A 24,364-nucleotide genomic window follows, 5' to 3' on the forward strand; every position below is an offset into this window, starting at 1 on the left:
TACACGCGTTTGACACGTTCTTTACTGGAAGCATCAACAACCTGCTGCGCGTCCCGCTATCGCCCCGGCGGCGCTCCGTACTTTCGTACGCTTGCGCTACTCAAGACGATATCGGGCCGCTCGCTACGGTTTTTGAGACCCCCTACAAACTACCACTACTTAACTTATTCTGGCTTCAAGTCTTTCAGTGCCGCGAACGGCGACTTCTTTTCAGTCTTGAGAGCATCGAGCTGCGCCGTATCGGGGCAGACGTCGTGTTTGGGTACCTGCGGCAGGGCCAGCAAGGCTTCATCTTCGATCAGGGCCGCGGCATCCATGCTGCGGCTGCCGACGATCACGTCGATCGTTTCATCGTTGATGATTTCTTCGATCTCGTCCGCATGCTCGTCATCCTTGCCCAGCATCAAAACAGTCGAAGAATCAATCGCGTAAGCATACGGAGTCAGGCAGCGCTGGCAAACCAGCTGAACGGTGCCGTTGACCGACAAGGTCAGTTGTGGGTAGCCCAGCTTGCTGGTGCCGCCGACGACCTTCCAGGCGATGTCGCCGGAAGCATCTGCACAATCCTTGGTCAACCGGGTCATTTCAGCGACAGGAGTTACACCCTCGCGGCTCCCGCTGATACGACAAAAATCAAAGGCGTCGATCACAAAAGCATTCATTGGTAGAAAATTTCCCCGGAAAACCTGCGATAATAACAGGGTTTTTAGCACCGAGTCAAAGGCTAAGCATCTTTTTTGACGCCATTATTGCCCTATTCGTGACACATTCATCAACATCGCCATGCCGCATGGAGCCTCATGGCACAGGCCCGGTGCCCTGGAACCACGTGACATTCCGCCGATATCGACCAACGCGGCCATGCCGGCCGCCATCCACTACCGAATGATACCAACTTCCGCCCCATTGCGCTTGATTCTTGCATCAAGCTCCAGCTATCGCAAGGAACTGCTGCAACGCCTGCGCCTGCCTTTCGAGGTGGCCGTGCCCAACCTCGACGAAAGCCCCCTGCCCGGCGAAAGCCCCAGCGCCACGGCCCTGCGCCTGGCGCAAGCGAAGGCGCAAGCCGTACTCGACCGCTTCCCTGGCAGCCTTGTCATCGGCTCCGACCAGGTCGCCACGCTGGACGGCGCGCAGATCGGCAAGCCGGGCACCCATGAGAACGCGCTGCGCCAGCTGCAGACCATGCGCGGCCGCCAGACCGTGTTCCACACGACCCTGTGCCTGCTCGATGGGCGCCAGACGCCCGCCGTGGCGCAGGTGGAAGACGTGCAAACCCGCGTCACCGTGCGCGACTTGCCCGATGCCGAACTGGACGCCTACCTGCGCATCGAGCAGCCGTACGACTGCGCCGGCAGCGCCAAGAACGAAGGCCTGGGCATCGCCCTGCTCGAATGCATCGCCACCACCGACCCCACCGCCCTCACGGGCTTGCCGCTGATTGCCCTCACCGGCATGCTGCGCAAGGCGGGCGTGGCGTTTTTTAAAATTTAACATACCCCTGACGGCAACATCTGGGGTCAGACCCGAAGGGGCTGACCCCGGCAGTTTGACGTTGGGGTACTAACATGACTGACTAAAACCCATGACCGGCACCCTGTACCTGATCCCCAACCACCTCGGCCTGTCCGACGGCGCCATCGACCCGCTGGCCCGCATCATTCCCGAACAGGTGCGCCACCTGACGTCGCAGCTCGATTATTTCGTCGCGGAAAACGCCAAGACGGCGCGCGCCTTCCTGAAATTGATCGGCAACCAGCATCCGCTGGCCAGGCCGCTGCAGGAAATCACCATTTCCGAACTCAATGTGAATACCCCGGCGCAGGCGCTGGCCGGCTTGCTGGCACCGCTGCTGGCGGGACGCGACGCGGGCCTGGTGTCGGAAGCGGGCGTGCCCGCCGTGGCCGACCCCGGCGCCGACCTCGTGCGCCTGGCGCACCAGCACGGCATTAAAGTGCGCCCGCTGGTGGGGCCGTCGTCGATCCTGCTGGCCGTCATGGCCAGCGGCTTGAACGGCCAGAGCTTCGCCTTCAACGGCTACCTGCCCACGGACGCGGCCCTGCGCGCCAAGCGCCTCAAGGAACTGGAAAGCCGTTCGCGCAATGAAAAGCAAACCCAGCTGTTCATCGAAACGCCCTACCGCAACGCCGCCATGCTCGAAGCGCTGGTGGCGCAATGCGCGCCATCGACCCTGATCTGCGTGGCCACCGACCTGAGCCTGGACACGGAAAGCGTGCAGACGTGGAATGGCGGGCAGTGGAAGAAACAATTGGCCGCCGGCAAGGCGCCGGACTTCCACAAGAAACCGACCGTGTTCTTGCTGTTGGGACAGTAAACGACAAACGCCACGAACATACTGCCGTGGCGTTTACTTTGCTCAACTACGATAATTACGACACCTGACAAAACCGTAGCGAGCGGAAGGGAGAGGTGGCTAAGAAGCGCAACCGTACTCAGTACGGGGGCGCCGAGCCGGTGAGCATCGCAGGCCGCCTATACCGACGCGCAGCAGGTTTGGTCAGGTGTCGTCAGACTCGCCGTGTTCCGGTATTCTTCTGTCCGCCCTTGCCGGTTTCCAATACAAACTTCGCGCCATCGTCGCGGCCCAGCACCTTCACCAGGTAGGGCGTGACTTCGCGCAGCATCGGCTCCAGCGTGTACGGCGGGTTCAAAATGAACATGCCGCTGCTGTGCAAACCGAAGCCGTCCGGCGACGGGGTATTCACCGTCAACGTCACGTGCAGCCAGTCCGAGCTGGGCAGTTGCTTCAGCTTGTCGGCGAACTGGCGCGATTCCATGCGCTGCAGCACCGGATACCAGACGGCGTACATGCCCGACGGGAAGCGCACGAGGGCGTCGGCCAGGGTGTCCTTGACCTTGCGGTAATCCATCTTGTCTTCGTACGGCGGGTCGATCAGCACCAGCGCGCGGCGCGATGGCGGCGGCAGCAGGGCTTTCAGGCTCTGGAAGCCGTCCGCCTTGGTGATGATGACGCGCTTGCCGCGCACGGTCGGACGCTCGCCCTGGGCCAGCGCATGCGCCTCGACCTTGCGGAAGTTGTCGGCCAGGATTTTCGCGTCGGCCGGATGCAGCTCGAACAGGCGCAAACGGTCTTGCTCGCGGCTCACCTTGTCGGCGCAGTACGGCGAACCGGGGTAGTAGCGCATCTTGCCGCTCGGATTCATTTCCTTGATCAGCTTCATGTACTCGGCCAGCGAGGCCGGCAAGTCCGTGCGGTCCCACAGGGGCGCGATGCCCGTTTCGTACTCGGCATTTTTCGAGGCATAACCGCCGTCGAGCGCATACACGCCCGCGCCGGAATGGGTATCGATATAACTATAGGCGGTATCTTTTTGATTCAGGTACTGCAACAACTGAATCTGCACATAATGCTTCAACACATCGGCGTGATTACCCGCGTGAAAAGCGTGGCGGTAACTCAACATAAGCTGGCTAATTCCATAATAAAAATAAACAAAGGCGGGAGCGCTGACACCGGGCAGGGCTTGAAAACAGACGGGAGAAGTCAGGCTGCGGGGCCAGGAAACAGCATGGACCAGCGTAATCAGCGCGCAATTACCAGCATTATCCACCAGAAAGGTGTATTACATCAAAAAACACGGATAAACGAGCTCATGCATTCTCGGGACTCGGGCGGCCGGGCGCGGTAGAATACGCGCATCGGGCGCCTGGCGCCCACCAGCCCTACTAATGTATACGACATGCACAGCCTGACCCTCACGACCGATAACCGCGCCGACGTCGCGGCAGCCCTGGCCGGCCCGCGCTGGACCGTGGCCTGCCTGTGCGCGCTGTGGTGCGGCACTTGCGGCACCTACCGCGCCACGTTCGAGGAACTGGCCGCGCGCCACCCGGACACCGTCTTCGTCTGGATCGACATCGAAGACCAGGCCGACGTGGTGGGCGAGCTCGACATCGAAAACTTCCCCACCCTGCTGATCCAGCACGAGGACAACGTCGCCTTCTTCGGCACCGTGCTGCCCGATGGCGGCCTGGCGCACCGCATGGTGCAGGCGCAGCAGGCGCTCGGCGCCGAGGAGCTGGCGCGGCTGTCGACCAGCACGCAGGAACGCCGCGACTGGCAGCGCGACTGCAACCTGCGCAATATGCTCGCTGCCACGCTGGCGCAGTAATTCTCAGGCCAGGCGCAGCGGCAGGCTGCGCAGCCGTTTCCCCGTCAGCTTGAACACGGCGCTGGCCACGGCCGGCGCGATCGGCGGCGTGCCAGGTTCGCCCACGCCTTCCGGATGTGCGGCGCTGGCGATGATGATGGTGTCCACTTCGGGCGTTTGCCCCATGCGCAGCACGGGATAGTCGTGGAAGTTGCTCTGCTCGACTTTGCCCTCCTTGAAGGTGATCTCGCCGCCCAGCGCCGCCGACAGGCCGAACAGCACGGCCGACTCCATCTGCTGGGCGATGATGTTCGGATTGACAGCGATGCCGCAATCGATGGCGCACACCACGCGCTGCACGCGGATCTCGCCGTTTTCCACCGACACCTGCGCCACTTGCGCAACGATGCTGCCAAACGACTGGTGCAGGGCCACGCCGTGCGCATGGCCCGGCGGCGCAGTGCCCGCCTTCGCCACCGCCGCATCGAGCACGGCCAGGTGGCGCGGATGGTTGACCAGCATGGCGCGGCGGAAGGCCACGCCGTCCTGCCCCGCCGCGTGGGCCAGTTCGTCGATGAAGCCCTCCTTGAAAAACGCGTTGTGCGAATGCCCCACGGAGCGCCAGTAGCCGATGGGAACAACGCTGTCGGCGATCACGTGGGCGATGCGCTGGTTGGCGATTTCATACGGCATGTCGAATTCGCCTTCGGCCGTGGTCTTGTCCGGCCCCGCGCCGGGCAAGCCGAAATTGCGCTGTAAAAACTGGTGCGTGATGGAGCCGCTGACGGATTGATTGTCCCAGGAAGCGATGCGGCCGTGCTCATCGAGGCGGGCCGTAAAGCGCGCCAGCGCGGCGGGACGGTACATATCGTGCTGCGTGTCCTGCTCGCGCGTCCACACCAGCTGCACCGGCGCGCCGTCGCACTGCAGCGCGATGGCCACGGCTTGCGCGACCATGTCCACTTCCAGGCGGCGGCCAAAACCGCCACCGAGCAGCAGCACCTCGATCGCCACGTCCTGCGCATCGACGCCGGCCACCTTTGCCGCCACGTCGACGGCGATGCCGGGCGCCTGCGTCGACACCCACAGCCTCACCTTGCCGTTTTTCACCTGCGCGGTGCAGTTGACGGGTTCCATGGCGGCGTGCGCGAGGAAGGGCGCGCGGTACTCGGCGCTGACCTGGCGCAAGCCCTGCACCGCCTTGCCTTCCACCTCGCCGCGGCGGTAATACACATGACCCGCTTCGCCATCGAGCAGGCGGGCAAACTCCGCATAGACGTCGGCGCTGGACAAGCCCGCTTGCGGGCCGGCCCGCCATTGCGTCGGCAGGGCGGCGGCCGCCTGTTTCGCGCGCCAGTACGTGTCGGCCACGACGGCCACACAGGAAACACCGCGCCGGCCCAGCGCCGGCGTCAGGTCCGCCACCTTTTTCACGCCGGGCATGGCCAGCACGGGCGCCGCCTCGAACGAGGCCAGCGTATCGCCGAGGCGCGGCGGCAGGTGCAGGGCCGCGTACAGCATGCCGGGCGGGCGCGCATCGATGCCGAAACGCGCGCTGCCATTGACTTTGGCCGGCGTGTCGCGGCGCGGCGCGGGCTGGCCGATCAGTTTGAAGTCCTTGGGGGATTTGAGCACGGGCGTGCCCGGATCGATGCCGGCGGCGCGCCGCGCCAGGCTGGCGTAGCTGGCGCGCCGGCCGTCCGGGTGGAGCACGGCGCCGTTTTCCGTGCGGCATTGCGCGGCCGGCACCTGCCACTGCGCGGCGGCCGCTTGCAGCAGCATGGCGCGCGCGGACGCTCCCGCCTCGCGCATGGGGCCCCAGCCATCCTTCACGCTCGACGAGCCGCCCGTGACGACCACGCCCAGTTCGCGCGCCGCCTTGGCCACCGTCCATTGCGCCAGCGCTTTTAAGCGGCCCTGGTCATCGGGGTGGAAAGGCAGGCTGTCCTTGAGCATGGCGACATTGCCGAAGATCTTGTCCATCGGCGCCTGGATCAGCCGGACGCTGGCCAGCGGCACGTCGAGCTCCTCGGCCACCAGCATCGGCAGGGCCGTCTGCACGCCCTGCCCCATTTCGCTGCGCGGCATGGCCAGCAGCACCGTGCCGTCGGCCCGGATGGCCAGCCAGCCGTTCAGGGCCACGGCGCCATCGGCCAGTGGCAGCGGCGCGCTGCCGTGCAGGCGCTGGCGCGGCGGCAGCACGCCCCAGCCCAGCACCAGGGCGCCCACGCCGGCCACGCCCAGACCCAGGCCGCCGAGCAGGAAACGGCGGCGCGATGTGGTTTTTTCTACGGCCATGGGAACTCCCTTAGTCAATCAGTCATCGATCCAGCGCTCCAGCATATCCTGCGCCAGCACCGGACGGCTATAAAAATAACCCTGCGCCAGCTTGCAGCCGTGGCGCAGCAGGAACGCCGCCTGCTCTTCCGTCTCCACGCCCTCGGCGATCACCGACAATTGCATGCTCTTGCCCAGCTGGATGATGGCGATCGCGATGGCTTCGTCGTTGACGTCCGTCGAGATATCCTTGATGAAGGAGCGGTCGATCTTCAAGGTTTGCACGGGCAGCTGCTTCAGGTAGGCGAGCGAGGAATAGCCGGTGCCGAAATCGTCGATGGCCAGGCCCACGCCGATGGCGTGCAAGTCGTTGATGAAGCCCAGCGCGTCGCCCGTGTTCATGATCACCGATTCCGTCACCTCCAGCTGCAGCCGCTGCGGTTCGAGTCCCGTTTCCTTCAGGATATCGGCCACCATGCCGGCGATGCTGCCCCGTTCGAACTGCTTCACGGACAAGTTCACGGCCATCTTCGGCACCCGCAGGCCCTGCGCCTGCCAGCGCATCATCTGGCGGCACGCTTCGTCGAGCACCCATTTGCCCAGCTGGTTGATGAAGCCGCTGTCCTCGGCCAGCGGAATGAAGCGCGCCGGCGGCACCAGGCCCAGTTCCGGGTGGTTCCAGCGCACCAGCGCCTCGACGCCGACCAGGCGGCCCGTGTCGATTTCCACCTGCGGCTGGTAAGTGAGGAAGATCTCGTTCTTCTCGATCGAGCGGCGCAAAAAGGTTTCCAGGCGCAGGCGCTCGACGCCCTCGCCCGTCATCGACGGCGCATAGAAGCGGTAGCCATTGCGCCCGCGCGCCTTGGCCTGGTACATGGCCACGTCGGCGTTACGGATCAACATGTTCAAGTCCAGCGCATCGTCCGGATACAGGCTGATGCCCACGCTGCAGGTGACGAACAGCTCGTGGCCGGCCACCGTGAACGGCTGCTCGAACATCGTCACCAGCTTTTCCGCCACCTGCGTCGCGCCATACTCGCCATCGATGCGCTCGAGCAGCACGATGAATTCATCGCCGCCCAGGCGCGCCAGGGTATCGCCCTCGCGCAGGCGCGCCGTCAGCTGGCCCGCCACCTTTTGCAGCAATTCGTCGCCCACGTGGTGGCCCAGGGTATCGTTGACGTTCTTGAAGCGGTCCAGGTCGATGAACAGGATGGCCAGCTGCTCCTGGTCGCGCCCGGCGCGCAGCAAGGCGTGCTGCAGGCGGTCGTGGAACAGCAGCCGGTTCGGCAGCGCCGTCAGCGGATCGTGGTGCGCCATGTGGTCGAGCTTTTCCTGCGACTCCTTGATCAGCGTGATGTCGCTGAACACGCCCACGTAATGGGTGCTGCCGGCGCGCGTGTCGCGCACGGCGCTGATGGTCAGCCACTCCAGGTAGACTTCGCCGTTCTTGCGCTGGTTCCAGATCTCGCCGCGCCAGAAGCCCGATGCCGCCAGTTCATCCCACAGGGCCTGGTAGAACGCCGCGTCGTGGCGCGCCGAGCGCGTCAGCGACGCGTGCCGGCCCAGCGCCTCCGCTTCGCTGTAGCCCGTGATCTGGGTGAAGGCGGGATTGATGGTGACGATGATGCCGTCCGCGTCGACCACCATCACGCCGTCGGCGATGTGTTCCAGCACGGTGGCCGACAGGCGCAGCTTTTCCTCGGCCTCCTTGCGCGCCGTGATGTCGGCGTACACCCAGATGCTGCCCTCGTTGGGCCGCTGCGGATCGAGCGCGCAGCCGCTGACGAGCGCCCAGAACAGGCTGCCGTCGCGGCGCTTGTACTGGCGCTCCTCGCTGAAGTCGCCGCCCGTGGCCAGCGCCGGGTACTGGCGTTCGCCCGCTTCCTCGAAATCGTAGGGATTGGTAAACACGATGGCCGTCGACTTGCCCATCATGTCGCCGGGGCCGTAGCCGAACAGGTCTTCGCAGCGGCGGTTGACGGAAATGATGCGGCGGTGGCGCACGAACATCACGCCGAACATGACGTTGTCGAGAATCGCGCTTTGCTCGGTGAGCAGCGCCTCGATGCGCATTTCGTGGTGCTTGCGCTGGCTGATGTCGGCGATGATGCCGTCGACCCAGGTCACGCCGTGCTCGCCCGCCTGCGGCTGGCCATTCTCGGCCACCCAGCGCTCGGTGCCGAAGGCGTCGACGATGCGGTATTCCAGCGCGTACGGCTGCACGTCGCGCACGGCCTGCTTGACGGCGCGGCGGTGTTCGCGGCGGTCTTCCGGGCAGATCAGGTCGGCCCAGGCGTGCGTGGTGCCGCGCATGAACTGGCGCGCCGAATAGCCGGCGATCTCCTCGATGGCATCGCTGACGAAGTCGATGGGACCGTCGGGCCGGTAGCGGAAGACGGCGCCAGGCACTTGCGTGACGATGGTGCGGAAGCGCTCCTCGCGCTGGCCCACGTCCTCGAACAGCTGGCGGATGGCGGCGCGCATCTGTTCGAGCTGGGCGGCCAGGCGTCCCAGTTCGTCGTTGCTGCCCGAGACCAGGCGCGTGTCGAAATCGCCGTGCGACAGGCGGTCGGAAAAACGCATCAGGCGGCGCAGCGGCTTGAGCAGGCGACGGTTCAGGAACAGCACGATCAGCGCCATCGACACGGCCAGCTGCGCGCCCAGCACGAAAATATACGACACCTGCTTTTCCCGCAGCTCCTGCTGGCTGCGCGCATCGTCCATCTCGACCACCACGTGGCCGATGCGTTCGCCGCGCACGAGGATGTCGCGCTCGGCCCGGTACAGATTGCCCACGGGGCGCTGCGGCGCCTGCAGGCTGATGAATTCCGTGTCGCCCTGCCCCACCACTTTTACCAGCAGCACGGCGCGGTCGCGCATCACCGATTCGACCAGCGAGTGGGCCGATTCCGCGTTCATGTTCCACAACGACTCCTGCATGCCCAGCGCCAGGATGTCGGCATTGCGCTGCAGCGCCTCGTTCAGGCTGGTGCGCGCCGACTGGCGTTCGTGCACGCCGACGAGCAGATAGCTGCCAATGATGGCAGGAATGACCAGGCCGCCAAACACCACCAGCAGCAGGGCGCCATAGATCGACGAGCCATACAGGGCGCTCAGGCCGGCACGCAGGCGTTGGTAGGGTGAGTTAGACATGCGGCAACAGGGCAACAGGGATCAGGCGAGCGATCATCGAGCTTTACGGGGGAATCTGGTGGACGGGGCGGGAAGAAACTTTTTCAAGAGCAATTATGCATGGAAGAAGCGGGAAAAGTCACCAATAAACACGCGCGGACAGTGACGTTGTGTCATATCGACAGGGCTGAAAAACCACACGCCGGACGGCATGCGGCGCGGGCGCCAGCAGAAAAGCGCGCGGCTTGCTATCATCGCGCCACTTCACCTAGAGGAACTACCATGACCTTCTCCATCTATTCCGCATCGATCCCCGTCTTCAAACAGATCCTGGGCAGCCTGACCGCCATCCTGGACAAGGCCGAAGCGCACGCGCAAGACAAGAAAATCGACCCGAACGCCCTGCTGCAATTCCGTTTGTTCCCGGACATGCTGCCGTTCGTGCGCCAGATCCAGATCGCCACCGACTTCGCCAAGGGCTGCGGCGCGCGCCTGGCCGGCGTGGCCGTGCCCCCGTACGAGGATAGCGAACAGAGCTTTGCGGAACTGAAAGCGCGCATCGTGAAGACCATCGCCTTCCTGGAAAGCCTGCCGCAGGCGGACATCGAGGGCAGCGAAACGCGCGCCATCACCACCGGCAGCGGCGAAAAGACCAAGCACTTCACGGGCCAGACCTACCTGTTCCACTACGCGCTGCCGCACTTCTTCTTCCACGCGACGACGGCGTACGACATCCTGCGCCACAACGGCATCGAAGTGGGCAAGAAGGATTTTATCGGCAGCTATTAATAGTTGACGCCAATGGCACCGGGGTCAGACCCTCGCGGCCGCCAACGCTGAGCTCTGCGTTAGCGTCCTTGGGGGTCTGACCCCAGCCTTTGCCGTTGGGTTAAATCAGGTATTCCGGCGCGGATACCCTTGCGAAAGAATCCGCACCCACACCACTTCCTTCTCTTCATCCGTCATCGACACCCAGTGGGCCACTTCCACCACCGTACGGCCACAGCCGCGGCAGATTTCATCGAAGGTGGTCGAGCAGACGGCCACGCAGGGCGTGTCAGGCCGCAGCGGCAATTCCTTGTCGGCCATCAGGCCACCTTCGGCAAGCCGAGCTGTTCCCAGCCTTCGATGCCCAGCTTTTCCAGCGTGGCGATATTCTTGTCAAAGATCTCGGACGCTTCCGGGAAGGCCTCGACGGCGCGCTCGATGCTGTCTTCGCGCAGCAGGTGCAGGGTCGGGTACGGCGAACGGTTGGTGTAGTTGCTGATGTCGTCCTCGAACGTTTCGGCAAACTGGTAATGCGGGTGGAAACTGGCGACCTGCAATTCGCCGGCCAGATGCATGTCTTCCACGGCCGCGTCGGCCACGTCGAGGAACTCGTTGTAGTCGAGGAAATCATTGAGGGTGTACGGGTGGATCAGCAGCGTCGTGTCGATCTGCTCGGGGTCCGTGTCGGCGAGGATTTGCAGCTCGTCCATCAGCAGCGCCGATAAATCTTCCGGATTGCTCGATTCGCACACCACGTAACGGATCTGCTTCTTGACGTGCACGGCCTTGGCGAACGGGCACAGGTTCAGGCCGATCACGGCCTTTTCCAGCCAGGCAACGGTATTGGCGATGATGACGGCGTTGTCGTCGTCGTGGCGCGGCGGGGTGTTCATATGCGTGCTCTCTATCTATCGGTAACGTGGCCGGCGCCTGAATGGCCGGCCCACCCCAAATTGTACGCACTCTTTGCGCAGTCTCATACCCGGCGTCCGCCAGCCTTGCGCCAGCATCGTCGCCATGTATGCTATAACAGCGGCCGAATCACGCAAAGGGCAAATTAAATTTGCAATAATTGCACTATTATCGAATGGAAACTTAGCTATTTCCGCCTATGTGCTGTCATCATGCTGACATAATTCTTGACTCCAGCATGTGGATATACGTACACTCGCTGCTGAATCATGGGTCTGTCCGATGTTTCTCCGACGACAACAATGGAACACTATGCACGAAAACTCCTTTAAATCTACCGTCCTGGCGGCGTTGGCCCTGGCGCTTGCGCCCGCCCTCAGCCAGGCGTACGAAGCCGGTGTTGAGAGCGATAACGCGCCAGTCGCCGCCACCACGCCCGCCCTGATCCCGATGACTCCCCAAGTCACGGCGAAACCCCCCACCCTCGACAACCGCCTGCAAAAGACCGACCGTCTGCTGAAAAATCTCAGCGACAATTCCGATCCGCTGCGCGAAGCCGACGTCTGGGGCCGCATCCGCAGCGGCTATGCGATTCCTGACATCAACAACCAGCTGGTGGCCAACCACGTCAACTGGTACGCCACCCGCCCCGACTACATCGCCCGCACCACGGCGCGCGCCTCGCGCTACATCTTCCACGTGGTGCAGGAACTGGAAAAGCGCGGCATGCCGACAGAACTGGCCTTGCTGCCGTTCATCGAGTCCGCCTTTAATCCACAAGCGTTCTCCAGCGCCAATGCGGCCGGCATGTGGCAATTCGTGCCCGCCACCGGACGCGACTTCAACCTCAAGCAAAACATGTTCAAGGACGAACGCCGCGGCGTGCTGGCCTCGACCGATGCGGCCCTGACGTACCTGCAGCGCCTGTATGACATGTTTGGCGACTGGCAACTGGCCCTGGCCGCCTACAACTGGGGCGAAGGCTCGGTGCAGCGCGCCATCAAGAAAAACCAGGCGCTGGGCAAGCCCACCGATTTCGAAAGCCTGGCCGACCTGATGCCGGCCGAAACGCGCAATTACGTGCCGAAGCTGCAAGCGGTGAAAAACATCATCGCCAATCCGGCCCAGTACGGCCTGACCCTGCCCGTCGTCGACAACCAGCCCTACTTCACGGCCATCGACAAGACCAGCGACATCGACATCACCGTCGCCGCCCAGCTGGCAGAACTGTCGATGGATGAATTCAAGGCCTTGAATCCGCAATTTAACCGCCCCGTCATCATCGGCGGCGAAAAGACCAAGATTCTGCTGCCGCAGGAAAACGCCGCCAAGTTCACCACCAACCTGGCGCAATGGGGCCATGCCTTGTCCAGCTGGACGACGCACAAGATCACCAACGCGCGTGAACGCATCGAGACGCTGGCGTCGAAATTCGGCACCACGGCCGACGTGCTGCGCCAGGCCAACAACATTCCCCAGCGCACCCGCCTGCGTGCCGGCTCCACCATCCTCGTGCCGAAAACCTCGGCCACGATGAACAAGGACATCACCCAGGAAATCGCCGACAGCGCCACCATGCTGCTGGAAGCGGACCGCCCTGAGCGGGCCGCGAAGGCCGTGCGCCATGCCGCCAAGGGCGGCAAGGTGCAGGCCGCGCCAATTTCCCTGGTGAAACCACGCATCCAGCGCGGCGGCGGCAACAGCCGTGCCAAGGCCCGCCATTGAGTACATCTGTCATGCGCTGCCGCGCGTCGTAATGTGCAGCCTGCGATGCCCACCGTACTGGAAGTACGGTGGCGCATCGCAGGCCAACGGCGGCGCCGAGCCTTGCTTGCGCGCGCTACGCTTCTGTCAGATGCCGCCAGGTCTGGCGCGTTACCAGCCTCGGACGTCCATCGGCCGCCACAGCTTTGCTGTCGCGGCCGCTTGCACATCCGCCCGACCCACCACCCCAGACAGGAGTCGTCATGGCTTTCTTGCAAGGCAAAAAAATCCTCATCACGGGCTTGCTGTCGAACCGCTCCATCGCCTATGGCATCGCCAAGGCCTGCCACCGCGAAGGCGCAAGCCTGGCGTTTACCTATGTGGGCGAACGCTTCCAGGAGCGCATCACGGAATTCGCGGCCGAATTCGGCAGCGAATTGGTGTTCGACTGCGATGTGTCCAGCGATGAACAGATCAGCGCCGTCTTCCGCGACCTGGCGCACCACTGGGAACACCTCGATGGCCTGGTGCACGCCATCGGCTTCGCCCCGCGCGAAGCCATCGCCGGCGACTTCCTCGACGGCTTGTCGCGCGACAGCTTCCGCATCGCGCACGATATTTCCGCCTACAGCTTCCCCGCCATGGCCAAGGCCGCCCTGCCCCTGCTGCATCCGGGCGCATCGGTGCTGACCCTGACGTATCTGGGCGCCGTGCGGGCCGTGCCTTACTACAACACCATGGGCCTGGCCAAGGCATCGCTGGAAGCGTCCGTGCGCTACCTGGCCGAATCGCTGGGTCCGCGCGGCATCCGCGCCAATGGCATCTCCGCCGGCCCCATCAAGACCCTCGCCGCTTCCGGCATCAAGGATTTCAGCAAGCTGCTGGGTTTTGTGGCCGAGCACGCCCCGCTGCGGCGCAACGTCACCATCGAGGAAGTGGGCAACACGGCCGCCTTCCTGCTGTCTGACCTGGCGTCCGGCATCACGGGCGAGATCACCTACGTCGATGGCGGCTTTTCGCACGTGATGGCGGTGAATCCCGAAGTAGAGTGAGACGGCGGCCGCGCGTGGATCATCCGCTGGCACCGGCGACGCGGCAAGGCGGCCATGCCCTGGCAGCGGCGCCGGCAACGCCGATGCTGGCCCACATCGCGGTCGAGCTCGACGCCTGGCGACACGCATGAACGTGCGGAAAACTACGTATCTTTACTGATTTCACATAGGAAACACGTGAAAAACGTGGTAGAACTTTCGTTTCCTCCCATTTAGGCAGTGCAAAATGGCGGCAAATACGGTATAGTGTCGTTGTGCGCTGCAATATGTTCCCTTGAAGCGATGGCAACACCGCAGTTATATGCACTACAAACTTAGCAGCTTCGCAAGCCTTAGCACATCCACAGGATGTCGCTTATAAAGCCCTCCCGCCTTGTGTGTCGCACCTGACACCGTCCCGGCGCAAAGCTTTTGTGCCGAAATTTCTTTCTAGTTGAGTCATTTCGTTTTGGTTGGCGTTGCTATTTTGCGTTCTGCTTTTTGCAAGAACGCTGATTTTCACGAAAGAAAAAGAATGACATTTGAATCCTTAGGCCTGCATCCGTCCATCCTCGCCGCTCTGACCGAATCGGGCTACACCGCGCCAACCGCGGTACAGTCGCAAGCGATTCCCGCCGCGATCGAAGGCCGCGACCTGCTGGTCTCGTCGCAGACCGGTTCGGGCAAGACCGCGGCATTCATGCTGCCGTCGCTGCACAAACTGGCCAGCGCCGAACAAAGCGCCGCCGGCAAGACGCCGAACCAGGAAATGCAAGCATCGCGCGCCCGCGGCGAGCGTCCACGCTTCAAGGCTGCCCAGCCAAAAATGCTGGTGCTGACGCCAACGCGTGAACTGGCCCTGCAAGTGACCACGAATACCGACAAGTACAGCACCGGCATCCGCCGCATCAAGGCTGTGTCGATCCTGGGCGGCATGCCTTACCCGAAACAGATGCAATTGCTGGCCAAGAATCCTGAGATTCTGGTCGCGACCCCTGGCCGTCTGATCGACCACATGGATTCGGGCAAGATCGACTTCTCGCAACTGGAAATCCTGGTGCTGGACGAAGCCGACCGCATGCTGGACATGGGTTTCATCGATGATATCGAAAAGATCGTCGAAGCGACACCGGAAGGCCGTCAAACCATGCTGTTCTCGGCAACCTTGGACGGCGTGGTCGGCAACATGGCCCGTCGCATCACGAAGAACCCGCTGGTCATCCAGGTGGCAAGCTCGAGCAACAAGCACGAAAACATCACCCAGCGCGTCCACTTCGTCGACGATCTGTCGCACAAGAATCGCCTGCTGGATCACCTGCTGCGCGACGAAACGCTGGACCAGGCTGTTGTGTTCACCGCCACCAAGCGTGACGCCGACACCATCGCCGACCGTCTGAACATCGCCGGTTTCTCGGCTGCCGCCTTGCACGGCGACATGCACCAGGGCGCGCGTAACCGCACCCTGGACGGCATGCGCCGCGGCCAGGTCAAGGTACTGGTCGCCACCGACGTTGCCGCCCGCGGTATCGACGTGCCAACGATCACCCACGTGTTCAACTACGATCTGCCGAAGTTCCCGGAAGACTACGTCCACCGCATCGGCCGTACCGGCCGCGCTGGCCGCAATGGCCTGGCCATCTCGCTGGTGAACCACGCTGAAGGCATGAACGTCAAGCGTATCGAACGCTTCACCAAGCAATTGATCCCGGTCAATGTCATCGAAGGTTTCGAGCCAAAGAAAACGGCATCGGCACCACGTTCGAGCGCCCGTCCAGGCGGCTGGAAACCAGGTGACAACCGCGGCGGCGCAAAACCAGGCCAACGCACGTTCAGCAAGCCGGGCGCACCACGCAAAGATGGCGCACCGAGCACCGGCGGCGGCTACAAGGGTTCCAACCCGCGCAGCACCGACGGCGCACGCCGCAGCTACGGCGACCGTTAATCACGGCGCCATGCCGCCAGCAGGCGGCAGGCAATAAAAAACGGCCACCAGATCGCTCTGGTGGCCGTTTTTTTAGGCTATGTCACCGTCAAGTGTGGGAATTCTCCCAGCGTTGCTTTCAGTAATGCTTCCGGCGAACGGATGCGCCGCGCATCGAGTATCCAGCGCCACCCCAGGTAGTTCGGCAGATAGTGGCTGGCGACACCATGAAAGCGCTGCAGCCAGCCGCGCAATCGGCTGTGGTAGGCATTCACATGCTGGACGTGGACAGCGCCGCGCACGCGGATGCCGGCGCGCACGGTGACGGCCTGGTGGCTGATGCCCGCCTCCCTGGCAAAGGGCGGATAGGCGGCATGGCCATGCGTCACCAGCAACACATCCTGATCCATCACGGGCCGCAAACAACGGTGCAGCTGCGCTTTCGTCAATTGCCCTCGGCCCGTGACGAACGCGAGCGTCTGCCCCGTGCGGTCGCGCGCCACCAGGACGCACTCGTGCTCACCGCAAATGCCGCGCAAGCGCGCGTGGCCGCCCCGGCGGCGCGCCGGACGCGTCAGGTGGCGCGCGCCCTTCTGCGACGCCAGCACATACAGTTCATCGGCCTCGGCAATGCCATGCAGGCAATGCGGCCGGTCCGTTGTGGCCAGGCTGAGAAAGCGGTGGCGCCAGCGAAATGTGGTGTTGCGGTGCACGCCCAGCTGGCTGGCCGCCTTGCGCACCGAGCAGGAGTCCAGCAGGCAATCGGCATAGTCCAGCCACATGGCTTTGTGGCGCAAATGCGCCAGCGGCGTGCCCGTCAGGGCATTGAAGGTGCGGCCGCAGGGTACGCAACGGTAGCGCTGCAAGCCGTGCGCGTGGCCATGCCGGTGCAGGTGCGCCGAATGACAGGCGGGACAGTGCAAGCGCTGCCGCGCCACGTTTTCCAGCAATGCCACCACCGCCGCTTCCTGCGGCGCGATGCCGCGCAGCAAGGCCATGCCAGCGCGGCGCTGGCGCACGCTCAATAGCGCGAATTGGGTCACGAAGGTTTTCCACTGCGCGGTTTGCATGCTGGGCTCCCTGTCTGCCTGGTGTACAGAGTCAGACAAGAGCGGCGGCATCAGATTCCCGGTGTTCCCCTATTTATCGATGACATAGCCTTTTTTTATGCCGATTGCGTTTACTTCTTCGACACCTTCTGGCGCGACAGCTTGCGCAGCTTGGCCTGCTCGAAGCGCGCATGCTGCTCCGGCGTCTCGAGCACCAGCGGCGGCACGGCCACGGGCTTGCGGTTGGCATCCACGGCCACCATCGTGAAATAGCAGCTGTTGGCGTGGCGCACCAGGCGCTGCTGGATATTTTCCGTCACCACGCGGATCCCCACTTCCATCGAGGTCGTGCCCGTGTAATTGATCGATGCCAGGAACGTCACCAGTTCGCCCACGTGGATAGGCTGCAGGAACATCACCTGGTCCACCGACAGGGTCACCACGTAGCTGCCCGAATAGCGGCTGGCGCAGGCATAGGCGACGCTGTCGAGGTATTTCAGGATGGTGCCGCCGTGCACGTTGCCGGAAAAGTTGGCCATATCGGGCGTCATCAGGACCGTCATCGTCAGTTCGTGGGCCGACCAGTTCATCGCGCTGTCCAAAGTGTTCTCCAAGGGGGAAATATAAAAAGGGTGGGGATGTGAAAACCGGCCCCAGGGGCCGGTTGCAGGGACAGGCTGCTACAGTCCCAGGGTATCGATATCGGCCAGCGAGTCGCGGCCCTTGTCGGAAATATCGTAGCCCTCGCCTTCGGCGCGCGCCACGATGTGGGCTTTCTTGCCCAGGAAATAGGCCACGTCCGTGTCCAGCTTGGTCAGCGGATCGGCAGCCACGGCGCGCAAGCCCATGATGCAGCGGCGCAGGAACAGCAGCTGCTGTGCCTTCTCGGTGATGGACAGACGGCCATCGCGGGCGTAGCTGAGCAGCTTCAGCCCGGACAGGCGCTTGGCATTGCGGGCAACGCAAGCGCTGGGGCGCTCGGTCTTGATGCCGCGTGCAACTTGCTCCAGCGCGTCATATTCATCGGTTGTTAATTTCTCGTTCTTCATTACTTTTCCATAAAAGGCCAGGTGTTCGGCCCCCATGGTACGCGCCCCGCTGCGCATCGGCAACAGGCAACGCAAATCTGCCGCCGCCCGCCCCATGGACGGGACGACGGAAATGCGCCAGGCTGGCGTTTATTTATAGCTGCGCAGCAGCAGCCAGGCCAGGCCGCAACCGGCCACGGCGCCTGCCAGCGCCAGCGCCGCCAGGTTTTTGCTGGTGATCACAGGGCGACGGCCCAGGTAAATTTTGTTATGCAAGGAATTGCCCATGATGGTCTCCTGTACAAGAATTTTTATGATGTCTCATTATAAGAACAGAATCGTGACAGCCGCATGACACACAGCAGTTAGCCTTTGATTTGTATCCAAGCGGCAACATTTATTGGTGTTTTTGTTGTTTAAATGGCGTGACCGGCGAACGGCACGCGCATTCCATTTCCACCTAGAAATAAAGCGTGCGCGCGGCAGCGGCGCGGCCCATGGGCGCCGCACACGCGCTCATGCAGCGCCGACACTCACGCCATTTTCACGGGCGGTGACGGTGGCGTCGGCTCCTCGACCGGCACGGGATCGATGTGCGGCGGCTGTTCCGACGGCGGCGTCAACGGATCGCCTTCCGGTGGCGGCGGAATATCGGGTTCGGGCGTGCTGTGTGCGCGCAACAGGGTATGACGGGACTGGATTGGCATGGTGACCTCCTTTGCCCCACTGTAGCCGATGCGGGGAAATCCTGGCGCCCGCCAGTGGCGCGATGCCGCGGGAACTAAACCGGCGGATGCCACTCCAACCTCGCAGCTACCCAATCAGGCAGGAGCACAGGCACTCCCTCATCCGTGGACCAATGGCGCGCAAAAAAATTCTATTCGTGGCCGAGGCCGTAACCCTGGCCCATGTCGGTCGCCCCCTGAGTCTGGCGCAAGGCCTGGACGAGGACACGTACGACGTGCATTTTGCCTGCGCCGATGGCTATGACTTCTGTTTCAAGCAGGCGCGCTTCCGGCGCTGGCGCATCGACAGCATATCCTCCCAACAATTCCTGCAAGCCTTGGCAGGCGGCAAACCTGTGTACACGGAAAGTACCCTGCAGGGCTACGTGGAAGACGACCTGCACCTGCTCAAGCGCGTCCGGCCCGATGTCGTGATCGGCGACTTCCGCCTGTCGCTGTCCGTCAGCGCCCGCCTGCAGCACATCCCCTACATCACCATCAGCAACGCCTACTGGAGTCCGTACGTGCGCCAGCATTACACGGTGCCCCGCCTGCCGCTGACGGAGGTGCTGCCCATCTGGCTGGCCAATGGCCTGTTCCGCCTGATCCGTCCGCTGGCTTTCGCCTCGCATGCCGTGCCCCTGAACCGCGTGCGCCGCCGGCGTGGCTTGCCATCGCTGGGAAGCGACCTGCGCCGCACTTATACGGATGCCGACCGCACCTTGTATGCCGACATTCCGCACCTGTTTCCACCACATGCCATGCCCGCCACGCACGACTACCTGGGCGCCGTCATCTGGGCGCCGCCGCTCGACTTGCCGGACTGGTGGCAGCGCCCTGAGCTGAGCAGTGGACGGCCCATCGTGTATGTCACCCTGGGCAGTTCCGGCCAGGGCCAGCTGCTGCCGCGTGTGCTGCGCGCGCTGGCGCCGCTGCCCGTGACCGTACTGGCCGCCACGGCCGGCACCGTCCGCGTCGACGCCGTGCCGCCAAACGCCTTTGTCGCCCCCTTCCTGCCCGGCGACGCGGCGGCGCGGCGCGCCAGCCTGGTCATTTGCAACGGCGGCAGCCCCACCAGCCAGCAGGCGCTGACGGCGGGCGTGCCCGTGATCGGCATCGCCGGCAACCTCGACCAGTTCCTCAACATGCACGGCATCGTGGGCGCCGGTGCCGGCCTGCTGCTGCGCGCCGACCGTTTCCAGGAAACCGCCCTGCGCCACGCCGCCACGCGCATGCTCGACGATGGACAGGCCCGGCTGGCGGCACGGCAACTGGCCGCCGCCTTTCGCGATTACCTTCCCGTGCCACGCTTGCTTGCGCATGTCAACGCCTTGCTGGGTCCGGCACCACACGGCGGCCAGGCTTGAGCAGTCGGCGTCGGCTTTTCTTACAGCGCGCCACGCAAGACCTGCATTACGTCAACAAAAGCACGCCAAGTCATTGATTTCAAACGCACCTCCTGCGTTGGCATGGAAGTCGCTTAGTACTGGCCATGAGCACCTGCCCACAGGACTCAGGCAAGACTTCCTGTCCCACTCACCACGAGGTAAGCAAAATGAAACTGTCTCATTTAAAACTGATCCCGGCGGCCGCGGCATTGGCCATGCTGTGCGCGGCCGGTAGCGCCCAGGCGGGCGCCTACGGCTACTCCTACAACAACATCTTTGGCCTGGTCATCGCCGTACCGACGGGCCAGATCACGGTAGCCAACAGCACCACCATCTCGCGCAGCACGGCGACGCTGAACGGCGTGAGCGTCATCAACGGCGGCGCCGGTTCGCTGGACGCACCGCGCGCCAACGTCGGCGCCGTCACCAAGGGCGAGAACGACTTCACGCAGCAAGGCCCGTCAGGCAACTATTCGCGCGGCGACGCGCAGATCGTCAGCACGCAGTTCCCTTCGTTCCCGCCCGGTTCCACCTCCACGCAAGCCGTGAACGTGGCCGAAGCCCATCTCGACGGCCCCGCCGGCACGGCCGACGCCTCCGGGCGCAACGGTTCGACCACGGGCTTCTCCGTCGATTTCGTCGTCGGTTCGCCCACTGCCACGCTGAGCTTTGACTTCCTGGCTTCGCCGTTCATGCAGGTCTTCCTGCAAAGCACGGTGGGCCAGCTGTCCACGGCGACGGCCAACCTGGTGGTCACCTTCACCATCACCGACGCGGCCGGCCTGACGGTGTTCAACTGGACGCCCGATGGCGTGGTCGGCTCGGGTATCTTCGGCGGCACGGAAAACACCGATGGCGCCAACCTGAACACCAGCCTGGCGACCAATTTCCTGACGCGCGGCAACCTGTTCACCTACGATCCTTCCGGTTGCGGCACGCCCACGGGCACGGGTGTCGGCACGGGTTGCGGCAGCAACTTCAGCTCCGTCAGCAATGCTTTAGCGGCCGGCAACTACACCTTGACCTTGAATGCGGTGGAAAGCGTGGATCTCGTGAAACAGGCGGTGCCGGAACCAGGCACGCTGGCCCTGCTGGGTCTGGGCCTGGCGGGTCTCGGCTACGCCCGCCGCCGCAAGGCCGCCGTCTGAACCAGGCAACAGGGGGGTATTTTCAGGCGAGGGAGTCTCCTCGCCTTTTTTATGCTGCAATCCTGTCGGTTTTCCTTACAGCGCGGCCGGCACCGTGCCAGGTGCCGCGACCCGGCAGGAGAAAGGAGTTTCATGACGCATTTTTCTTGCACCGGACTGGCAAAGGTCTTGCTGCCCATGTTGCTGCTGGCCAGCAGCGGCGCTGCCAGCGCCACCGCGTATGGTTATGCCTACACGAGCGTCTTTGGCCTGGTCATCAGCAACCCCACGGGGTCCACCTCATTGCTGAGCAACATCGATCTGTCGCGCACCACCGCCACCCTGAACGGTAGCAGCGTCATCCGTGGCGGCAGCAACGAGATCGACGCGCCGCAGGCGACGCGCGGCGCCGTCGGCAAGGGACAAAATGATTTTACGCAGCAAGGCTTCGGCAATGCCTCGTACGCACGCGGCGACGCGCAGATCGTCACCTCGCAGATTCCCCCGTTCCCGCCAGGTTCGACCAGCACGCACACGGTGAATGTGGCGGAAACCTTCCTGGCCGGCAATGGCAGCGCCGATGCCTCGGGACGCAATGGTTCCAGCACGGCCATGTCCGTCAATTTCGTCGTCGGCGAACCGGGCGCGACGCTGGCCTTCCAGTTCCAGGCCCTGCCCTACATGCAACTGTACCTGGACGCCCTGGCCGGCACGGGATCGGCGGCGACGACGAATATCGCCCTGACCTTTACCATCATCGATGAGAATGGCCAGATCGTCTTCAACTGGGCGCCCGACGGCAGCCTCGGCTCGGGCATCCTGGGCGGCACCGAACAGGCGGATGACGCCAACCTGAATACGGGCTACGCCCAGTCGCCATTGACGAGCGGCAGCGTGTTCACTTACGACCCCAGCGGCTGCGGCTCGCCCACCGGCACGGGGATCGGCACCACATGCGGCGGGCAGTACAGCGCCGTTACCGACAACCTGCTGGCTGGCAGCTACACCCTGGTGTTGAACATGCTCAACAGTTCCGAACTGGCGTATGTTCCCACGGCCACACCGATGCCGCTACCGGGCACCCTGCCCCTGCTGGCGCTGGGCCTGGCCATGCTGGCGGGGCTGACGCGGCGCCGCTGAAGCCACGCAGCCTCACTCGCCCGCCGTTGGCACGACCAGCAAGTCCGCCAGCGGACGGCGCAGCGAACGGGCCTGCGCCGCCGGCCCCGCGCCTATGCGGCCGAGAAACACGGCCCGATCAAACGCCGCGGCCCCCAGCACGGCCTGGCATTGCACGGCCAGCTCCTGCGCCAGCTCCTGCATGCCGTCCGTACGCGAAAACGCGCGCCGCTCGCGCACATAGCGGGAAAAAATCAGCGGCGTCAGTTCCGGCTGCATTTGCAGGCCCAGCTGCGTGGCCGTCAGCCAGAAGCGCTGCATGGCGCGTCCGGCCGCCACGTAGTCATCGGTGTGGCGCGGCGGCGCATCGGCCAGCAAGACGAAATGCGCGGCGCAAGACAGGCCCGGCAGCAAGTCCATCTGCAGCCGGGGTGCCACGGTACCGGCCAGCCAGGTATTGAAAAAATCCACGCGGCGCCAGCTTTGCATGACCCAGCGCATCAGCCGCGCCGTCATCGGGTCCACGCCCAGCGCCTGCTCCGGGATGCGGTCGGCGCTGTAGCGGGCGCCCCATTCGATCACGTCGCGGTGCACCTTGTGCGCTTCGGGCATGGTCAGGCGCAGCCGGGCATTGTCGAACATCAAACGCGCGCAGGCCAGACGCGCGCGCCAGCCTTCGAACCACTGCACCTGGTAGCCCGGCGGCAGGCAGTCCGCCAGCGCGGCCTTTTCGCTGGCGCGCAACTGGCGCGTGCTGAGCCGGCGCCGCTGCACGCTGCGGCGCGGCAGGAAGGTCGCCAGCGCGTCGGGCAGCATGCCGGGACTGTCGACAAAATACACATCAAACGTGGGCAAGGTATCGGGCATGGCCGTGCGCCGCCGCGCCTCCATGCGCAAGCCATGGCTGCTGGCCGCCAGCGCCATGCTTTCCAGCAAGGCGCCGAGCGACAGCTGGCTGGGATGGCCGTCGAGGTCGTACACGCAATGGCTGCGCGTATCGAAGCCATGTACCACGACATGGCGCGGATCGGCGATTTCAAAGCGCCACGGCTGCGTATTGTCACCGCTGGGGGCCCAGCGCGCCTGTTCGAGGATGTTTTCCAGCACAGAATCGATCTGCGCGATCTGCGGTGCTTGCGCCATTTATGCCCCCTGTGCGGCGCGGCGCCGCTTGATGATGGCCATCGCCAGCCGTTGCAGCGGATGGCGGTTGCCGCCTGGACGCCAGGTATGCACGAGCTTGTTGCGGTAGGCATCGAAATGCATGCCGTGCGGCGCCGCCATCACCTTGCCGCGTTTTAATAAAATCTTCAGCGCTTCGGTCGCGGCCGCACCCGCGCACAGCTGGCATCCCATGATGGTCGATGGGCCGCGCCGTTCCTTCAGGTTGATGGCGGACGGGTCGACGAGGTAGGGACCGTGCAAGCCGGCCGGCGCCAGACCGACGAGGAAGCGCAGGGCTTTTTCTTCTTCGGGCAAGTCGCCCCAACCAAAGTAGTCCTCGAACGTCATGCCGCCCGGCATGAAGTTAAGCACGGCCGTGCCCATGCCCAGCGGCGCGGCCGTGATGGCGGGAATGCCCAGGCGTGCGCAGCGGGCGAAGGTGGCCTGACGCGCGGGAAAGGCGAAGAAATCCAGACCGTCCACGTACAGGTCGACGCCGTCGAAAAATTCCGCCAGGTTGCTGTCATGGACGCCGTCGGGAAATAGCTTGATGTCCAGTTCGGGATTGATGTCCATCGCCATCTGCGCCAGCACGGCCGCCTTGGGCTGGCCCAGGGTGGACACCATGGCGCCCGCCTGGCGGTTGAAATTGGCGATATCGAAGGTATCGAAATCGGCGATGTGAAATGCGCCGATGCCCAGCCGGGCCAGGGTCAGCAAATGCACGCCGCCCACCCCGCCCATGCCGGCGATGGCCACGCGCTTGCCGCGCAAGCTGTCCTGCTCCGCTTGCGTGACCCAGCCCAGGTTGCGGGCAAATGCCGCGTGATAGGAAAAACCGTCCGTCATGCTCACCTCTTCTGTGCGTCCCTTGCGGACGAAG

23 protein-coding genes are annotated in these 24,364 nt (G+C 63.9%); 10 read left to right on the top strand and 13 right to left on the bottom strand.

The window, feature by feature from the left end; translation table 11 throughout:
* Window positions 1–164: 164 nt before the first annotated feature.
* Window positions 165–662 carry a YceD family protein gene (locus BM193_RS01400; protein WP_092794734.1) on the bottom strand — a complete coding sequence of 166 codons (498 nt, stop codon included), beginning with the start codon at window positions 660–662 and terminating at the stop codon, window positions 165–167.
* A gap of 223 nt (window positions 663–885) precedes the next feature.
* On the opposite strand from BM193_RS01400, the gene BM193_RS01405 reads away from it, so the two are divergent.
* Both BM193_RS01405 and BM193_RS01410 read left to right on the top strand, forming a co-directional pair.
* A complete protein-coding gene (locus tag BM193_RS01405; RefSeq protein WP_092794737.1) occupies window positions 886–1,494 on the top strand; it encodes a Maf-like protein in 609 nt (202 codons plus the stop codon).
* Between the two features lie 91 nt (window positions 1,495–1,585).
* Window positions 1,586–2,335 carry an SAM-dependent methyltransferase gene (locus BM193_RS01410; protein ID WP_092794740.1) on the top strand — a complete coding sequence of 250 codons (750 nt, stop codon included), beginning with the start codon at window positions 1,586–1,588 and terminating at the stop codon, window positions 2,333–2,335.
* Between the two features lie 193 nt (window positions 2,336–2,528).
* Here the strand turns inward: BM193_RS01410 and BM193_RS01415 are convergent, their stop codons facing one another.
* Window positions 2,529–3,446, bottom strand: coding sequence for a 23S rRNA (adenine(2030)-N(6))-methyltransferase RlmJ (locus BM193_RS01415; RefSeq protein WP_092794743.1), 918 nt, complete (start codon window positions 3,444–3,446; stop codon window positions 2,529–2,531).
* 276 nt (window positions 3,447–3,722) lie between these two features.
* Here BM193_RS01415 and BM193_RS01420 point away from each other — a divergent pair, with 276 nt between their 5' ends.
* A complete protein-coding gene (locus BM193_RS01420; RefSeq protein ID WP_092794746.1) occupies window positions 3,723–4,154 on the top strand; it encodes a thioredoxin family protein in 432 nt (143 codons plus the stop codon).
* Window positions 4,155–4,157: 3 nt separating this feature from the next.
* Here the strand turns inward: BM193_RS01420 and BM193_RS01425 are convergent, their stop codons facing one another.
* Window positions 4,158–6,431 carry a xanthine dehydrogenase family protein molybdopterin-binding subunit gene (locus BM193_RS01425; protein WP_175533119.1) on the bottom strand — a complete coding sequence of 758 codons (2,274 nt, stop codon included), beginning with the start codon at window positions 6,429–6,431 and terminating at the stop codon, window positions 4,158–4,160.
* An 18-nt stretch (window positions 6,432–6,449) separates the two neighbouring features.
* Window positions 6,450–9,566, bottom strand: coding sequence for an EAL domain-containing protein (locus BM193_RS01430; RefSeq protein ID WP_092794749.1), 3,117 nt, complete (start codon window positions 9,564–9,566; stop codon window positions 6,450–6,452).
* A 261-nt stretch (window positions 9,567–9,827) separates the two neighbouring features.
* On the opposite strand from BM193_RS01430, the gene BM193_RS01435 reads away from it, so the two are divergent.
* The gene (locus BM193_RS01435) at window positions 9,828–10,334 is read left to right on the top strand and encodes a DUF1993 domain-containing protein (RefSeq protein WP_092794751.1); all 507 of its coding nucleotides are present in this window, start codon (window positions 9,828–9,830) and stop codon (window positions 10,332–10,334) included.
* 105 nt (window positions 10,335–10,439) lie between these two features.
* Here BM193_RS01435 and BM193_RS01440 read toward each other — a convergent pair whose 3' ends face one another.
* Both BM193_RS01440 and BM193_RS01445 read right to left on the bottom strand, forming a co-directional pair.
* The gene (locus tag BM193_RS01440; protein ID WP_092794754.1) at window positions 10,440–10,634 is read right to left on the bottom strand and encodes a DUF1289 domain-containing protein; all 195 of its coding nucleotides are present in this window, start codon (window positions 10,632–10,634) and stop codon (window positions 10,440–10,442) included.
* Window positions 10,634–11,206 (bottom strand): DUF1415 domain-containing protein, encoded by a 573-nt coding sequence (locus BM193_RS01445; protein WP_092794757.1) that lies wholly within the window; start codon window positions 11,204–11,206, stop codon window positions 10,634–10,636. The genes BM193_RS01440 and BM193_RS01445 overlap by 1 nt, the downstream gene beginning before the upstream one ends.
* 331 nt (window positions 11,207–11,537) lie before the next feature.
* Between BM193_RS01445 and BM193_RS01450 the strand changes: the two genes are divergently transcribed.
* From BM193_RS01450 to BM193_RS01460, 3 genes are all read left to right on the top strand, one after another.
* Complete coding sequence (locus BM193_RS01450; RefSeq protein WP_092832196.1) at window positions 11,538–12,950, top strand: transglycosylase SLT domain-containing protein; 1,413 nt, start codon at window positions 11,538–11,540, stop codon at window positions 12,948–12,950.
* 242 nt (window positions 12,951–13,192) lie between these two features.
* Window positions 13,193–13,981 (top strand): enoyl-ACP reductase FabI, encoded by a 789-nt coding sequence (gene fabI / locus BM193_RS01455; RefSeq protein ID WP_092794763.1) that lies wholly within the window; start codon window positions 13,193–13,195, stop codon window positions 13,979–13,981.
* A 514-nt stretch (window positions 13,982–14,495) separates the two neighbouring features.
* Window positions 14,496–15,902: a DEAD/DEAH box helicase gene (locus BM193_RS01460; RefSeq protein ID WP_071322891.1), complete on the top strand. Its 1,407-nt coding sequence runs from the start codon at window positions 14,496–14,498 to the stop codon at window positions 15,900–15,902.
* Window positions 15,903–15,979: 77 nt separating this feature from the next.
* Here BM193_RS01460 and BM193_RS01465 read toward each other — a convergent pair whose 3' ends face one another.
* The 5 genes from BM193_RS01465 to BM193_RS28650 form a co-directional block, all read right to left on the bottom strand.
* On the bottom strand, window positions 15,980–16,951 hold the full coding sequence (locus BM193_RS01465) for an IS1595 family transposase (protein ID WP_092832198.1): 972 nt from the start codon (window positions 16,949–16,951) through the stop codon (window positions 15,980–15,982).
* Between the two features lie 110 nt (window positions 16,952–17,061).
* Complete coding sequence (locus BM193_RS01470; protein WP_034750191.1) at window positions 17,062–17,520, bottom strand: acyl-CoA thioesterase; 459 nt, start codon at window positions 17,518–17,520, stop codon at window positions 17,062–17,064.
* Between the two features lie 90 nt (window positions 17,521–17,610).
* Window positions 17,611–17,979, bottom strand: a complete 369-nt coding sequence (locus BM193_RS01475; RefSeq protein WP_092794769.1) for a hypothetical protein — start codon at window positions 17,977–17,979, stop codon at window positions 17,611–17,613.
* A 129-nt stretch (window positions 17,980–18,108) separates the two neighbouring features.
* Complete coding sequence (locus tag BM193_RS28645) at window positions 18,109–18,246, bottom strand: hypothetical protein (protein WP_170840448.1); 138 nt, start codon at window positions 18,244–18,246, stop codon at window positions 18,109–18,111.
* 245 nt (window positions 18,247–18,491) lie between these two features.
* Window positions 18,492–18,665: a hypothetical protein gene (locus BM193_RS28650; RefSeq protein ID WP_175533120.1), complete on the bottom strand. Its 174-nt coding sequence runs from the start codon at window positions 18,663–18,665 to the stop codon at window positions 18,492–18,494.
* Window positions 18,666–18,841: 176 nt separating this feature from the next.
* Between BM193_RS28650 and BM193_RS01480 the strand changes: the two genes are divergently transcribed.
* The 3 genes from BM193_RS01480 to BM193_RS01490 all read left to right on the top strand — a co-directional run bounded on the left by BM193_RS01480 (window position 18,842) and on the right by BM193_RS01490 (window position 22,338).
* Window positions 18,842–20,050, top strand: coding sequence for a glycosyltransferase (locus BM193_RS01480; protein WP_254785778.1), 1,209 nt, complete (start codon window positions 18,842–18,844; stop codon window positions 20,048–20,050).
* Window positions 20,051–20,238: 188 nt separating this feature from the next.
* Window positions 20,239–21,219, top strand: a complete 981-nt coding sequence (locus tag BM193_RS01485) for an EDSAP-1 family PEP-CTERM protein (RefSeq protein WP_092794772.1) — start codon at window positions 20,239–20,241, stop codon at window positions 21,217–21,219.
* A 132-nt stretch (window positions 21,220–21,351) separates the two neighbouring features.
* On the top strand, window positions 21,352–22,338 hold the full coding sequence (locus BM193_RS01490) for an EDSAP-1 family PEP-CTERM protein (protein ID WP_254785780.1): 987 nt from the start codon (window positions 21,352–21,354) through the stop codon (window positions 22,336–22,338).
* A 12-nt stretch (window positions 22,339–22,350) separates the two neighbouring features.
* On the opposite strand, the gene BM193_RS01495 is transcribed toward BM193_RS01490, so the two are convergent.
* Window positions 22,351–23,460, bottom strand: coding sequence for a nitroreductase family protein (locus tag BM193_RS01495; protein ID WP_092794775.1), 1,110 nt, complete (start codon window positions 23,458–23,460; stop codon window positions 22,351–22,353).
* Entirely contained in the window at window positions 23,461–24,330 is an 870-nt protein-coding gene (locus tag BM193_RS01500; protein WP_092794776.1) for a ThiF family adenylyltransferase, read from the bottom strand.
* Window positions 24,331–24,364 lie beyond the last annotated feature (34 nt).

It is taken from the genome of Janthinobacterium sp. 344 (assembly GCF_900112025.1).
Taxonomy (GTDB): Bacteria; Pseudomonadota; Gammaproteobacteria; order Burkholderiales; family Burkholderiaceae_D; genus Janthinobacterium.

Excerpts from the sequence above, each read along its gene's own strand:
- BM193_RS01400 (WP_092794734.1), bottom strand. The coding sequence starts at position 662 with ATGAATGCTTTTGTGATCGACGCCTTTGATTTTTGTCGTATCAGCGGG.
- BM193_RS01405 (WP_092794737.1), top strand. The coding sequence starts at position 886 with ATGATACCAACTTCCGCCCCATTGCGCTTGATTCTTGCATCAAGCTCC.
- BM193_RS01410 (WP_092794740.1), top strand. The coding sequence starts at position 1,586 with ATGACCGGCACCCTGTACCTGATCCCCAACCACCTCGGCCTGTCCGAC.
- BM193_RS01415 (WP_092794743.1), bottom strand. The coding sequence starts at position 3,446 with ATGTTGAGTTACCGCCACGCTTTTCACGCGGGTAATCACGCCGATGTG.
- BM193_RS01420 (WP_092794746.1), top strand. The coding sequence starts at position 3,723 with ATGCACAGCCTGACCCTCACGACCGATAACCGCGCCGACGTCGCGGCA.
- BM193_RS01425 (WP_175533119.1), bottom strand. The coding sequence starts at position 6,431 with ATGGCCGTAGAAAAAACCACATCGCGCCGCCGTTTCCTGCTCGGCGGC.
- BM193_RS01430 (WP_092794749.1), bottom strand. The coding sequence starts at position 9,566 with ATGTCTAACTCACCCTACCAACGCCTGCGTGCCGGCCTGAGCGCCCTG.
- BM193_RS01435 (WP_092794751.1), top strand. The coding sequence starts at position 9,828 with ATGACCTTCTCCATCTATTCCGCATCGATCCCCGTCTTCAAACAGATC.
- BM193_RS01440 (WP_092794754.1), bottom strand. The coding sequence starts at position 10,634 with ATGGCCGACAAGGAATTGCCGCTGCGGCCTGACACGCCCTGCGTGGCC.
- BM193_RS01445 (WP_092794757.1), bottom strand. The coding sequence starts at position 11,206 with ATGAACACCCCGCCGCGCCACGACGACGACAACGCCGTCATCATCGCC.
- BM193_RS01450 (WP_092832196.1), top strand. The coding sequence starts at position 11,538 with ATGCACGAAAACTCCTTTAAATCTACCGTCCTGGCGGCGTTGGCCCTG.
- fabI (WP_092794763.1), top strand. The coding sequence starts at position 13,193 with ATGGCTTTCTTGCAAGGCAAAAAAATCCTCATCACGGGCTTGCTGTCG.
- BM193_RS01460 (WP_071322891.1), top strand. The coding sequence starts at position 14,496 with ATGACATTTGAATCCTTAGGCCTGCATCCGTCCATCCTCGCCGCTCTG.
- BM193_RS01465 (WP_092832198.1), bottom strand. The coding sequence starts at position 16,951 with ATGCAAACCGCGCAGTGGAAAACCTTCGTGACCCAATTCGCGCTATTG.
- BM193_RS01470 (WP_034750191.1), bottom strand. The coding sequence starts at position 17,520 with ATGAACTGGTCGGCCCACGAACTGACGATGACGGTCCTGATGACGCCC.
- BM193_RS01475 (WP_092794769.1), bottom strand. The coding sequence starts at position 17,979 with ATGAAGAACGAGAAATTAACAACCGATGAATATGACGCGCTGGAGCAA.
- BM193_RS28645 (WP_170840448.1), bottom strand. The coding sequence starts at position 18,246 with ATGGGCAATTCCTTGCATAACAAAATTTACCTGGGCCGTCGCCCTGTG.
- BM193_RS28650 (WP_175533120.1), bottom strand. The coding sequence starts at position 18,665 with ATGCCAATCCAGTCCCGTCATACCCTGTTGCGCGCACACAGCACGCCC.
- BM193_RS01485 (WP_092794772.1), top strand. The coding sequence starts at position 20,239 with ATGAAACTGTCTCATTTAAAACTGATCCCGGCGGCCGCGGCATTGGCC.
- BM193_RS01490 (WP_254785780.1), top strand. The coding sequence starts at position 21,352 with ATGACGCATTTTTCTTGCACCGGACTGGCAAAGGTCTTGCTGCCCATG.
- BM193_RS01495 (WP_092794775.1), bottom strand. The coding sequence starts at position 23,460 with ATGGCGCAAGCACCGCAGATCGCGCAGATCGATTCTGTGCTGGAAAAC.
- BM193_RS01500 (WP_092794776.1), bottom strand. The coding sequence starts at position 24,330 with ATGACGGACGGTTTTTCCTATCACGCGGCATTTGCCCGCAACCTGGGC.